This is a genomic window from Hydrotalea flava, from assembly GCF_001623405.1.
GTDB classification, from domain to species: Bacteria; Bacteroidota; Bacteroidia; order Chitinophagales; family Chitinophagaceae; genus Hydrotalea; species Hydrotalea flava.
The window spans coordinates 36,971-50,735 of sequence record NZ_LUHG01000099.1 but is presented as its reverse complement, the minus strand read 5'-3'; the positions used below and the strand labels follow the sequence as shown (position 1 = coordinate 50,735).

The window sequence follows — 13,765 nt, the reverse complement described above, 5'->3', positions numbered from 1 at the left end:
TGGGCCTTGTCCCTGGGAGAGTAGGTAGCTGCCGTATTTATCCAAAAGCCGTCTTAGTAGCTACTAAGGCGGCTTTTTTATGCCCATCACATAAACATTAAAAAATAATTTTATTTTTATTATCATTACTGTCCGAGATAAACTGGTAACAGCTATTTTTTAAAAGATTGACAATACAAGTTCGCCAAAAATATTGGTTTTCTGCAAAGCGGGTGTCATCCGGTAAACAAACTCAATTCTACGGCTATTATTTGTTGATACGGCTTCTGTGGATTCTTTAAAAAGGAGTTCAGATGGATATAGTTAAAAAGATGCAATCTTATTACGCTGGCAAGATTGGAAAATGCCCAGGCTTTCGCTTTAATTTGCCTTTGTAACACGGTTAAAAGCAGATTCCAAATGAGTGCACACCATATTTGAGGATGATAGCATTCACATTGTCTCCTAAAAAATAGTTTAATGACTGGTTTTGTTTCAACTGCTTGTGCAATGTTTCAATCTGCCATCTGGATTTATAGGTCAATGCAATTTGATCAGCTGTCAGATCATAAATATTGCTGGTACACTCATAGCAGAGTTTATGTTTCTCATCCCAATAAACTACTCTGCGAAGCGGTAGCCCTCGATTGATTTTTCCATTTTCACGGATGGGCAATACAATTTGTTCATCGAGTAAAATGGCTTGATTGCTATCGGCGGCCAGTTCAAATTCTTTCTTTCGCCTGAAGGATGCATTGTGTTTTAATCTTGTTACGAAGGGAATTTGATGGGTATTCAAGAAATCAGCTGTCCGAAAACAGAATTACCAATTAAATTTGTACGATTGTTCATATGATTATGTTGTGGTAAACTAAACCTATATGTTTTGGGCTATATCCTAAAATTTGGCTCATTTTTTATTGCTTGAGATTATCTCGGACAGTAATGAAAATTAATACATTTAAAAGATGAACGAATCAATAGCGCATATAAAAAAGGCAATAGAGCCTTACCGCCAACAAATCATGCAGCATAAAGTATATGCAGCCATTAGGAATACGGATGACCTGAAGGTTTTTATGCAGTATCATGTTTTTGCTGTTTGGGACTTCATGTCATTATTAAAGGCATTACAAAATAATTTAACCTGTACTGCCATCCCCTGGTTTCCCAAAGGTGCTGCTGATACAAGATACCTTATCAATGAAATAGTAGTGGGGGAAGAGTCTGATATGGATAGTTTTGGTCATAGAAAAAGTCATTTTGAACTTTATTTGGATGCCATGCAGCAATGTGGCGCCGATACTAAGCCAATGGAAACATTTATCCGCGTGTTAAAAAATACCGGTAATATGGTTACTGCATTTGCAGCAGCTGAGGTGCCGTCAGCAGCACGTGAATTTGTTGACTTTACATTTGAAATCATTAACACCCAAAAAGATTATTTGCAATCAGCCATCTTTACATTTGGGCGCGAAGATTTAATTCCGGGGATGTTTGTTTCAATGGTTAATGATATACATAAAAACTTTCCCCACAGTATCTCAATTTTCAAATATTATCTGGAAAGGCACATTGAAGTTGACGGCGACCACCATAGCCAGCTTGCCCTGCAAATGACAACAAACTTATGTGGTACTGATGAACAACGTTGGAAAGAAGCAGAACAGGCAATTATTACCTCTTTACAAAAGCGTATCAGCCTGTGGGATGGCGTTTATAAACAAATAATGGCACCACCAACAACTGCCAACTTAAACGTTATAAAAGCAGAATAATGATGCAGGTAAGCTGAAATGCTTCAGACATAAATAATGGTTTGCTATCGTGATAACCGTTAATATTACCAACCGTTCATTTTTAAAGGTATTGATTTTGGAATGAATGTTATATTCAATTGCTGTCAAAAGGATAAAACCCTAAATAAAAGTTTTGTGTTATATAGTCACAACAGCAGAAACAATACTAAAGTTGACAAAAAAAACAAAAGAAAGGCTAATCGATAACACATGTATGGCTTGATTTGATTTAGGGTAAAATTGCAGAGATGAAATTTTAATAGAAAGTTATAATATATTTGTATTCAAATAGTTCTTTACTACATTTCTTCATCAAACGGAAAAGGTTTTACTTAACGTAAATTAATAGGGAATTGTGTGCAAATCACAAACTGTCCCGCAACTGTAAGTAACGTTAAATTTTTACCCTTGTGTATCCACTGTTTTGCCTTGAGCGAGATGGGAAGGACGGTAAAAATGTTACAAGTCAGGAGACCTGCCTTTACCGTGTTGACAATGCTTTCGTGGAATGAAGCAGACAGTCAGAATTGATGTGCCCATTATTTTGCAGGATTATTGACTCTTGCAGGATTCGTTGTGTGCATACCATTTCTTTCACTTCTTCTACAAAACATTATGAGGTTTAGCAAAAGAGCTTTAAACTGATTTCATCATTTTAAAAGCATCAAAAAATGCAAACACACAACTTAGGCTACCCGAGGATAGGCAGCCAACGTGAACTCAAAAAAGCTTCCGAGCAATATTGGTCGGGCAAAATTCCTGTACAGCAATTACTGCAAACAGGTAAAACCATTCGCCAGCAAAACTGGCAATTACAAAAAGAATTAGGTATTGACCTGATACCTTGCAATGACTTTTCTTTTTACGACCATGTATTGGATATCAGCTTAATGGTTGGAGCAATTCCGGAAAGGTATCATTCATTGATGGAAACAAAACAATTGCCAGACATTGATTTGCTTTTTGCAATGGCAAGAGGTTACCAAAAAGATGGCTATGATGTTACTGCCATGGAAATGACTAAGTGGTTCGACACCAATTACCATTACATTGTTCCTGAATTTACTGCTACTCAAAAATTTACTTTATATTCAACTAAAGTGTTAAATGAATTTTTAGAAGCAAAAGCAAATGGTATTCAGGCAAAGCCTGTACTACTGGGGCCAGTATCTTACTTACTTTTGGGTAAGGAAAAAGAAGAAGGCTTTCACAGGCTTGAACTCATCGAAAGACTGTTGCCTGTTTATTTGGAAATATTGAAAAAATTAGATGATGCTAATGCCCACTATATCCAATTTGATGAACCTTGTTTAGCACTTGACTTGAGCCAATCAGAACAACAGATTATTGTAAAAACATATCAGAAAATAAAGAATAAATTACCCGGCCTTCATATAATTTTAACAAGCTATTTTGAATGTTATGGGCAAAACCTACAAACCGTATTAAGCCTTCCTGTACAAACAATACATCTTGATTTAGTACGCTGCCCATCACAGTTAGACGATATCTTAGCAACTGATTTTGTGAAAACAAAAACCAATCTTTCATTAGGCTTAGTGGATGGCAGAAACATTTGGAAAAATGATTTTCAGCAATCGCTTGCATTAATTGATAAAGCAGTTAAAATAATTGGAGTAGAAAGGATTTGGGTTGCTCCTTCTTGTTCATTAATCCATTCACCTTGCGATCTGGAATTAGAAACAAACAATAAAACATTAAAACCTGAAATTAAACAGTGGCTTGCCTTTGCAAAACAAAAAATTGACGAAGTGGTAACGCTGAAACAATTGGCAAATAAAGAACATCAGGCAGATGCAATTTTAAAATTGCAGGAAAATATGGAGGCACATCAAAGTAGGAAAATATCAACTCTTATTCACAATCAAAGCGTAAAACAACGTGTTGCTGCTATTACTGAAAAAGATACACAGCGCTTCAATGATTTTTCTTTGAGAAAAATTAAGCAACGTAAAGCCTTGCAATTACCCATGTTTCCCACTACTACTATCGGTTCATTTCCACAAACTGCCGAGGTAAGAAGTTGGAGGACTAAGCTTAAAAAAGGCGAAATTACACAAGAGCAATACGATGATTTAGTTGCAAAAGAAATATCAGAAGCCATCCGTTGGCAGGAAGCAATGGGTATTGATGTATTGGTGCATGGAGAATTTGAACGCAATGATATGGTGGAATACTTTGGTGAACGATTAAACGGATTTGCATTTACCCAAGACGGCTGGGTACAAAGCTATGGCAGCCGTTGTGTAAAGCCACCAATTATTTATGGCGATGTAAGCCGCCCTGCACCAATGACATTGCGGTGGACTTCTTACGCTCAATCGTTAACCCAAAAATGTGTTAAAGGAATGCTTACAGGCCCTGTTACTATTTTGCAATGGAGTTTTGTTCGTAATGATCAACCACGCAGTGAAACCTGTAAACAGATTGCATTTGCCATCCGTGATGAAGTAATGGATATGGAAAAAGCAGGTATAAAAATTATACAGATAGATGAACCAGCCATTCGTGAAGGGTTACCATTACGAAAAGAAAATTGGCAGGAATATTTACAATGGGCTGTTGGAGCATTCCGAATATCGGCAAGTGGTGTACATGATGAAACACAAATTCATACACATATGTGCTATTCTGAATTTAACGACATCATTCAAAATATTGCGGACATGGATGCCGATGTGATTACAATTGAATGCAGTCGTTCACAAATGGAATTGCTCGATGCTTTTGCCGATTTTAAATATCCCAACGAAATTGGTCCCGGTGTTTATGACATTCATTCGCCAAGGGTTCCTTCTAAAGCAGAAATGGTAGCATTAATGGAAAAAGCAAAAGCGTTTATACCTGCTGAAAAACTATGGGTAAATCCTGATTGCGGTCTGAAAACAAGGCATTGGGATGAAACAAAAAAAGCATTGGTAGAAATGGTAAATGCTGCAAAAGAGTTGCGATTAGCTGTCCATCAACCTAAAAGTTGATAATTTGATAATTAGGTAATTGCATACTGTAATTACCTAATTATAACTTATGAAATAATGAAATATTATTTACCATAGTCAATTGATACTGCTATTTGTTGATATGATTGTATGAATTGTTTTAAATTTTTCGCTTTTTGTGCAGTACACTAACATGCATCAATCAAAAGCATTAATGTGCTGTGGCTTTACCTGTGCCTATTTTTATGCAACTTGTGGCCACACTAACACAATGCATTAATATAGGTATTACAGAAAAGGCAGCATACAGACACGGCAACGCCATGGCCGATACAGTAAGGGAAGGATTGTTGAATTTGTAAATGTAGTCATTTTACAGCCAGCTTCACCTATAGAAAAACATAGGTGCAAACTGCCTGTATATAGGTGCAAACAACTAATTAAATTTTCTTCTCGATAAGTTAAAACCCAGTCTAACTAAAAATCCACTTAATACAACATTTGAATTATTATAAATACTTGTAAAACCCCTTTGATATGATATATCTATGTTAATCATAAAAAGATATAAACATACACCACCTACAAACCCAACATACGATGAATTTAGTTGGTTATTGTTTAAAACATATTCGTTGCCATTTTGATTGTGAAAAGCTTTAGCGAGAAAATTAATGGATGGCCCGGCATACAAAAATATGGCATCAGAAAATGGAATTCCGCCTGGACTATACCCACCCGGATTGACCGTAGTGTTGCTTACAATATTATCTCCATATGAATGACTGTAAATATAGGTTTGTGTAGTAGATGAGGGTGCTATATAGCGGGCACTTGTAACTTTATTTTTAAAGGAAATACAATATTCAAATAATACCGGAGAGCAGATATATAGTTTAGTGTGAAAGATTCTAAACTATTACCCGACTGCGCATTATTTGCTGTAAAATAATCCCATACTAATTTTGTTTTTAGCCCAAAATCCGGACCAGAACTTTTGTATTTTCTATGTAACCATTCTATATATAGATCGCCAGTATATGCTATTTGTGTTTTTAAATCACCCGTTAATACTGGATTATCTGTTGCTTTTAAAGAAGAAATTCCTGTTCCGCCCCACCATGCTCCAATATCCAAGCCGGAATTAAACATCCATTTTTTATTTGTTTGTCCATTAATAAAAGTGACTGATAAACAAAATATAAATGCAAGCATCTTTTTCATAAATTCAAATTTAGCAGTTAAAGAAAAGGTTGGTATTAATATAAAAAAAGAAGGTGCGTAAATCTGTTAAAAGAATGTTAATGACAAGATAGATTAATAATTAGAACATTCCTAATTTATTTTAAAGTTTACTAAACCTGTTGCAGGATTGCTTGTTTTTGATTTGCAGCCTTTTTAGCACCCGGTCAATTTTGCAAATGATATTTTTCTTTTTTGTATAATATAATATTATATTTATATGTTTTATTATTATAACAGAAGTCAATCCATTTCTATTATTTAACTGTTGGCCTGCCTTATGATAAAAATAAAAGTACAATGGCCGGTTACTATAAACAATGGGACAGCTAGGGTTAAAATATCCCGGGCCAAACTGATTTTTTTAGACAATGTGTACATGTATGGAAAATTAAATGGTGCATAGATGAAGATACACCCTATAATCCATGCAGTGTAAAAGGGAAAGTGAGCGCCCATTTATCAACTACTTTAATGAAGGAAGTGAAAGCAGGGAATATGAATGCCACATTTGGAAGGGCTGCTGATTTTTATGGTATTGAAAACATTAACAGTTTTTTGTATATTATGGTATTGGGTAAGTTGTTGGCTATATTTGAGGAGCAAGGACATTCATCACACACAATGGAATGTTTGGTGCTTCAATGCCTCATCGTTTACTTATTTTATTGAGGGTAATTTGTCTTTGTAAATTACTTTTAAATCTGTTGATACCAGTAGGTCGTTTGTGTAAGTGTTTTTTACTGATGCAGCTATTGACGCGTTTGCGCCATAAATGAAAACTACTGCGTTTTAAATGTCTGCGCATCAATACAATAACATCCTGTTCTGTTAATCCAAATTGAAAAGCAATGGCTTCAAAGGGTGTTCGGTCTTCCCAGGCCATTTCAAAAATGCGGTCTGTTTCCTGCTGTGTCATATACGGATGATTTTTTTGTTGGATAGTATGGCTGTGGTTAAAATATTGGCAGATAGTGATTGGTATTGAAGGGCTTTACATAAAAATAAAATATGATCGCCTTCGATAGAAATAGTGTTTATTTTTTTTAGCCGAACATAGGCCGCTGCGCCAGACAGTGCCGGAAATGTCTTCCAAAGGGTTAAGTGATGGTTCTTTTCCAGCCATTGCTGTTTGTTAAATGTAATGCCCGTTTTTTGTCCTAATGTGCGTACCAGTTTATATTGGTCTGCATGCAGTAATTGCAACACTGCCTCATCTGTGCGGTTCATCCATTGGAGTGTTTGGGTGTTTTGATATACCGCTATGGCATATATTTTCGGCTGCATGCTCACCGGTGAAACATAAGTACAAATATTCATGTTGATGCCATTATCTAAATAGGTGGCCAGGCTGTAAACAGGCAGGCTGGGTAAATTCCAGGGTCTTTGCATGGGTTTGAGGTTTACATTTTTTATTCAAGTGAAAGGTTCAAAAGGGTTGGTGATTATTAGTTTTTGAATCATCGTTTTGCCGGATTTTTTTTCATGCATACCTCATTTAGTTTTTGTACAAAGTATGGGTTTAGTTCCATGATTTGTAAACCAATCATTCTATATATCCGAAACACCCGGCAACATAAAAACTGTTGAGTAGGTATTTTGTTCACATACAGACAAAAGCATGCAAACAATAATGACGTGAATTTGCTAGGGCAAACCAATGGGTTGCAAAGCTGTTAAAAATAAATATTTCATAACAGCGTTTTAATGCATATGACCAGTAATGCATTTCGGCTTACTATATTTTTTAGCATTGGATAGGCATTTGAAAGTGCAAAACTTAGGTGTTTTCACCCATTTTTTAGTTTTTTTCCTTGCAGATTTGTTTTTTACTATATTCAACCAATACCTTTAACGTTAAAGGAGATAAAAGTGCAGAGTATGGCACTTATCCAATTCTATAAGCATTTGTGTATGCAAGAAATATATCATCAAACCATATTACACGCACCGCTTGCTGTTTTTTTATCGAAACCCGATGGTACGGTGTTGGAGGCCAACCATGCAGCTGCCGAAATGTTTGGTTATAGTTTAGAAGCCTTACGTGGTATGCATCGTAGCCGGTTGATTGATGAAAACATGCCCGGATTTGCTGAACTATATGAACAACGATCTAAAAGCGGATTGGTGCAGGGCCAGTTTATCGGCATAAAAAGCAATGGGGAAAAATTTCCTGTTGAAATGTGTTCCCGCCTGTTTACAACTCCCTCTGGCGAACAAAGGGCATCGGCTATTATTGCCGATATTTCCGAGCGCCAACAACAGTCGGCCGTTACCCAACAATTAATGGCCCAAATGCAGCTCATTTTAAATAATACAGATGAGTCGTTTATTATTTTAGACCGTAACCTAAACATTGCTGCTATCAATGCTTCAGCCGAAATTAAAAGCGAAGCATTACTGGGTAAAAATTTAGCTGTAGGGCGCTCTATTTTAGAATATGCACAGCCTGAACGTTTACCTGCATTGCAACAAATTTATAGTGATGTATTGGCCGGTCATCCGCATAAAACCATTATTGAATTGCCATTTGAAGGTAGTGTGTTGTTTTATCAAATCAAATACAAACCCATTCAAAATGCAGAGGGAGAGGTTGCACATGTGATGATTAATGCCATGGATGTAACGGCACAAAAAAATATTGAAAAGCAGTTACAGGAATTGTTGCTTACATCAGAGTATTTAAAAAATACTTTTGAGAAAGAACGAAATTATTTTGTTAATAGCCTAGAACAATTGGCCGATGGATTTGCTACATTTGATACTACCGGAATAAGTACATTTTTAAATTCTAACGGCCGCCGCTTGTTGCATCTTCCGTTCGATGGGAAAAGTGCCAATATTATTGCGGCCATTCCGGCCTCTGAGAGACCGGTATTTGAACAGGTAATCACCAATGCCTTGCAACTGCAACAATCCAATGTGCTGGAAATTTTTCATCCGCAATGGCAGGAATGGATGCGTTACCGGATTTATCCGAATCAACAAGATATAACCTTGTTTTTTAGAAGTATAACATATGAAGTGCAGGTAAGACAGGCATTGGAAACTTCAGAGAAAACTTATAAATACCTGTTTTATTATAATCCGCAACCCATGTGGATTATACACCCCATTACCAAAGCTTTTTTAGAAGTAAATGAAATGGCAGTGCAGAAATATGGGTATAGCAGGACTGAGTTTTTACAAATGACGATTTACGATTTGAGAGACGAACAAGATGCCAGAGCCTTACAACTTATTCAACGTGAAAGAAAAGGTGCAATTTTGGCCTACCAGGGTTTATGGAAACACCGTACCAAAAATGGAGATTGGTTAGAAGTAGAAATTATTTCGCACCTGATAGAATTTAACCAGCAACCGGCTGCCTTAATTCTGGTAAATGATGTAACGGAACGTTTAAAAACAAGGCGACAATTATTACAAAGCAACGAGCGGTTTGAATATGTTGTACAGGTGTCGTTTAATGCAATTTGGGATTGGGATTTATTAACCGGACAAATGTATTGGGGTGATGGCTATACTGAATTATTTGGTTATCCTACCAACAACCATGAGGGAAATATTCAGGATTGGAAAACAAGATTGCATCCGGATGATGCAGAACGGGTTGCAGCCAGTTTACAACAAGCAATTGATAACGCTGCAGAATTTTGGCAGGAAGCCTATTATTACAAAAAAGCAGACGGCTCCTGGGCCTATGTAATAGATAGAGGTAAAATATTAAAAGATGAAAGTGGGAAACCTTACCGCATGGTTGGGGCCATGCAAGACATTACCCAACAAAAATACCAGCAATCAATTCAGGATATTGAATCACTGGTATACAACTTAAACCTGCAGCAACAGGTTGCTTTTAAAGATGTGGTAGAAGTTTTACTGATTGAATTGGAAAAACTACATCCCGGCATGTTGGCTTCGGTACTTACCTTACAAGCTAATAATACCGTACAACATTTGGGAGCACCACATTTACCTGCCGGTTATTTGAAAATGATTGACGGTTCACCCATTGGCCCTGAAGCCGGCTCTTGCGGTACCGCCATGTACACAAAAGAGAGGGTTATTGTAGATGATATTGCAAATGATAAAAGATGGATACTGTATAAAGAAATTGCCTTGCAGCATGGGTTACGGGCCTGTTGGAGTATCCCCATTCTCAATAAAAATAATACCGTTTTAGGCAGCCTTGCATTTTATTACGAGGTGCCCAAAACACCTACCGCTTTGCAATTGCAAACATTAGAGCGCATGAGCAAGCTGGTAGGTATTATCATGGAAAACCATTACAACTACCTGTTACTGGCTACCAATAAACTACGGTACGAATTAATTGCCAAAGCCGCCAGCGATGCGCTATGGGATTGGAATATTGCCAATCATACCGTTGAATTACTGGGAGATGGGTTTGAAAAATTATTCGGCTATCCTTCGGAAGTGTTAGAGTGGGATCGTGATTTCTGGACCAGCCATATACATCCGGATGATTTGCCTAATATTCTGAAAAGAGGAAAGCAGGCTTTTAAAAATAAAAATCAAAATATATGGGAATCGGAGTACCGGTTTAAAAAAAGTGACGGCAGTTATGCATTTGTGCGGGATAAAGGTTTTATTATTAGAAATGAAGATGGAACAGTTTCAAGAATGATTGGCGCCACAGAAGATATTACACAGCGTAAAATGCAGGAAGAAGAATTGAAACGCTTGTCGATAGTAGCTAAGGAAACCACCAATGCCGTTATTATTACCGATGCCCATGAAAACATTACTTATGTAAATGAAGCATTTACAAAAATTACTGGTTACACTTTAACTGAAAGTATCGGAAAAAATGCTCGTTTTTTACAAGGGCCTGATAGTGATGTAGCTGTAAAGACCTATATGCGTCAACAGATTGCCGCTCAGCAACCTTTTGAATGTGAAATTAAAAATTATACCAAATCAGGTGAGGCCATTTGGCTGCACATACAGGTACAACCAATTTTTGATGAACAAAAAAAATTACTGCAGTTTTTTGCTATTGAAACAGATATTACCGAAGCTAAAAAAACAAAGGAGCAATTGCATGTATCGGAAGAAAAATACAAACAATTGTTTGATACCAACCCTAATTCTATTTTTGTATGGGATATCGGGAGTCTGAAGATTTTAGATGTCAACAATACGTCCATAAAAGAATATGGTTATTCAAGAGAAGAATTACTGCAAATGACTATTTTAGATTTACGTCCTGCTTCCGAGCATGAAACTTTGAAACAATTTGTACGGCAAATTCAGTTATCTGACAAAATCATGTATATTAAAAACTGGAAACATCAGAAAAAAGATGGAAGTATCATGCAGATGCAAATTGCTTCGCACAAAATAAAATACGAAGGCAGAGATTGTGTGATGGGTATTGGTACAAACATTACAGAAAAATTAGCATTAGAAGCGAGGCTGGCAGAAGAACAGGTGCAGCGCCGCAATGAGGTAATACATGCTGAAATAACAGCGCAGGAAAAAGAACGGCAGGAAATTGGGCGTGAATTGCATGACAATGTGAACCAGATTTTAACGGCCAGCCGTATTTATGTAGAAATGGCACGTAAAGCACATCCTGAAGAAAATGAGTTATTGCAGCAATCATCCTGGTATATTTTACAGGCCATCGAAGAAATCAGGAAACTCTCTAAAGCATTGATTAACCCGGTTGAGAAAGATGTAAGCCTGAAAGAAGCCATCCGGAAATTGGTGAACGATATGTCGCTTATATTGAAAAATAATGTAGCAATTGATTTAACGCATTTTAATGAAACAGGATTAGAACAAAAGTTTCGCTTGAATTTGTATCGTATTATACAGGAGCAATTAACCAATATCAGTAAACATGCAGCAGCCACTGAAGTAAAAATTCAGTTAAAACGAAATGGCGGGCATATTGCATTGCGGATAGAAGACAATGGAAAGGGATTTGATGTAAATGCTGTAAAATCGGGTATTGGTTTAAATAATATTCAAAAAAGAACGGAGATGTATAAGGGTAAATTTACCATACAAAGTTCGCCGGGAAATGGAACAGTATTGTTAGTAGATTTTCATAATATATAAAACAAGTAATGCATGTATAATAAAAATCGAGTCCAATAAATTTGGCAACTTGTAGATTTGTGTAGATATTAGCAAAGTAATTTGCATCATTATCCTTGAAAAATCAGTTTCACTTCTTTGTTGGTGCTGTTTCTTTTCATGAGATAATTTGTTAGTACGCAACTGCTTGTTTTGGCATTGTTGTTTAAAACTAAGATTATTTTAATATTTAAACACAGCATGGATACAACTTTACCTGCCGGTAATGAATGGAGTGGTCAGCTATGGGCGCATGTATTGCAGCCCATGTTAATTGCCGATGCAAAAGGGGCTGTACATGCAAACAATCCGGCATTTGTGCAATTAACGGGTGGTCCTGTAGCTGATGGGTTACGGCACTCAGTGCTACAATTATTGAATTGGGAAATATCATACTGGCAAAAATTATGTGCTGATGTGCAAAACAATACAGTGGCATCGGTTACAACCAATATGCAAATTTTGGGAGAAGCTGCCATTCCTGTATCGGTACATTGTACCATGCTTGCTCCTGAAAAAGAATGCTTATTGCTGTTACAAATAACTGACCTGCGTGAAAAACTAGCCAATGAAGCATTGGTGCAATCGGCCGATGAAAAATACCGCTACCTGTTTTTAAATAATCCGCTGGCTTTAATATTGTGGGATTTAGAAACCCTGCAAATCATTGATGTGAATTATGCTGCCTGTAAAGAATATGGTTATGCCCGGCGCGATTTTGTAAAATTATCCATGAAAGATATTCATCCGCCGGAAAACTTGCCGGACTTTTTAAAATTTGCGGCTGATTTTGCGAATACCGATAAACAAAAAAAGAAAGGTGTGTGGATACATCAAAATGCTTTGGGCAAAAAAATGTGGATGGAAACGGTATCGCATAAAATTGTATATGATAACCGGCAGGCGGTAATGGCCATGTTGAATAATGTTACTGAAAAGCTGGCATTAGAGCAGCAATTAGTGAATGAACAATTATTACGACAGCAACAAATAGCGGAAGCCGTAATAGCTGCGCAGGAAAAAGAACGGAGTGAATTTAGTCAGGAGCTGCACGATAATGTTAATCAATTGCTCATTGCTTCTCGCATTTATGTAGAGTCGGCAAGGCAGCATCCTAACCGGGAAGAAAATTTATTGAGTCAGGCATCAGGTTTTATTTTAAAGAGTATTGAAGAAATCAGAAAACTATCTAAAGCACTTGTTACACCTTTAGAAACAGAAATGAGTTTACAGGAAGGGTTGGAAAAATTAGCGGCGGATATTCGTGAATTAAAGTCGTTGCAAATAGAAACTAGAATAACCGACTTTGAAGAAACAGGCTTAACCTATCCATTTAAAATTAATATCTATCGCATAGCACAGGAGCAGTTCAATAATATCATCAAACATTCAGGGGCAAAAAAAGTAATACTTAGTTTGCAGCGAAATGAAAACTATGTTCTTTTTAGCATAGAAGATAGCGGTATAGGATTTGATGTAAACAGCCAACGAAAAGGAATAGGCATTAATAATATGCTACGCCGCGCTGAAATGTACAATGGAGTAGTTGAAATTGACAGTGCACCGGGTAAAGGATGTAAAATACATATACAGTTTAGGTTGAAATAATTTTCTTCTTCTGTTCTGTGGTTGTTTCACCATAAAGCACACGGAGATTCACCGCAAAGAGCACAGAGT

8 protein-coding genes and 1 riboswitch are annotated in these 13,765 nt (G+C 36.7%); of the genes, 4 read left to right on the top strand and 4 right to left on the bottom strand.

What is annotated here, in order from left to right; translation table 11 throughout:
* Positions 1 to 382: 382 nt before the first annotated feature.
* Positions 383 to 778 (bottom strand): transposase, encoded by a 396-nt coding sequence (locus tag A0F92_RS12070; RefSeq protein WP_068246389.1) that lies wholly within the window; start codon positions 776 to 778, stop codon positions 383 to 385.
* 169 nt (positions 779 to 947) lie between these two features.
* Here A0F92_RS12070 and A0F92_RS12065 point away from each other — a divergent pair, with 169 nt between their 5' ends.
* Together A0F92_RS12065 and metE are read left to right on the top strand one after the other, a co-directional pair.
* Positions 948 to 1,757 (top strand): DUF3050 domain-containing protein, encoded by an 810-nt coding sequence (locus A0F92_RS12065; RefSeq protein ID WP_068246386.1) that lies wholly within the window; start codon positions 948 to 950, stop codon positions 1,755 to 1,757.
* A 327-nt stretch (positions 1,758 to 2,084) separates the two neighbouring features.
* A riboswitch (cobalamin riboswitch) is annotated at positions 2,085 to 2,275 on the top strand.
* A gap of 174 nt (positions 2,276 to 2,449) precedes the next feature.
* The gene (gene metE / locus A0F92_RS12060; RefSeq protein ID WP_068246383.1) at positions 2,450 to 4,777 is read left to right on the top strand and encodes a 5-methyltetrahydropteroyltriglutamate--homocysteine S-methyltransferase; all 2,328 of its coding nucleotides are present in this window, start codon (positions 2,450 to 2,452) and stop codon (positions 4,775 to 4,777) included.
* Between the two features lie 780 nt (positions 4,778 to 5,557).
* On the opposite strand, the gene A0F92_RS12055 is transcribed toward metE, so the two are convergent.
* The 3 genes from A0F92_RS12055 to A0F92_RS12040 all read right to left on the bottom strand — a co-directional run bounded on the left by A0F92_RS12055 (position 5,558) and on the right by A0F92_RS12040 (position 7,372).
* A complete protein-coding gene (locus A0F92_RS12055) occupies positions 5,558 to 5,962 on the bottom strand; it encodes a hypothetical protein (protein WP_068246380.1) in 405 nt (134 codons plus the stop codon).
* Between the two features lie 667 nt (positions 5,963 to 6,629).
* Entirely contained in the window at positions 6,630 to 6,899 is a 270-nt protein-coding gene (locus A0F92_RS12045) for a TIGR03643 family protein (RefSeq protein ID WP_068246375.1), read from the bottom strand.
* On the bottom strand, positions 6,896 to 7,372 hold the full coding sequence (locus tag A0F92_RS12040; protein WP_068246373.1) for a flavin reductase: 477 nt from the start codon (positions 7,370 to 7,372) through the stop codon (positions 6,896 to 6,898). The genes A0F92_RS12045 and A0F92_RS12040 overlap by 4 nt, the downstream gene beginning before the upstream one ends.
* A gap of 522 nt (positions 7,373 to 7,894) precedes the next feature.
* Between A0F92_RS12040 and A0F92_RS12035 the strand changes: the two genes are divergently transcribed.
* Positions 7,895 to 12,070, top strand: a complete 4,176-nt coding sequence (locus A0F92_RS12035; protein WP_068246368.1) for a PAS domain S-box protein — start codon at positions 7,895 to 7,897, stop codon at positions 12,068 to 12,070.
* A 219-nt stretch (positions 12,071 to 12,289) separates the two neighbouring features.
* Positions 12,290 to 13,696, top strand: coding sequence for a PAS domain-containing sensor histidine kinase (locus A0F92_RS12030; RefSeq protein ID WP_167517071.1), 1,407 nt, complete (start codon positions 12,290 to 12,292; stop codon positions 13,694 to 13,696).
* Positions 13,697 to 13,765 lie beyond the last annotated feature (69 nt).

Coding starts and splice junctions, on each gene's coding strand:
- A0F92_RS12065 (WP_068246386.1), top strand. CDS start 948: ATGAACGAATCAATAGCGCATATAAAAAAGGCAATAGAGCCTTACCGC.
- metE (WP_068246383.1), top strand. CDS start 2,450: ATGCAAACACACAACTTAGGCTACCCGAGGATAGGCAGCCAACGTGAA.
- A0F92_RS12055 (WP_068246380.1), bottom strand. CDS start 5,962: ATGAAAAAGATGCTTGCATTTATATTTTGTTTATCAGTCACTTTTATT.
- A0F92_RS12045 (WP_068246375.1), bottom strand. CDS start 6,899: ATGACACAGCAGGAAACAGACCGCATTTTTGAAATGGCCTGGGAAGAC.
- A0F92_RS12040 (WP_068246373.1), bottom strand. CDS start 7,372: ATGCAAAGACCCTGGAATTTACCCAGCCTGCCTGTTTACAGCCTGGCC.
- A0F92_RS12035 (WP_068246368.1), top strand. CDS start 7,895: ATGCAAGAAATATATCATCAAACCATATTACACGCACCGCTTGCTGTT.
- A0F92_RS12030 (WP_167517071.1), top strand. CDS start 12,290: ATGGATACAACTTTACCTGCCGGTAATGAATGGAGTGGTCAGCTATGG.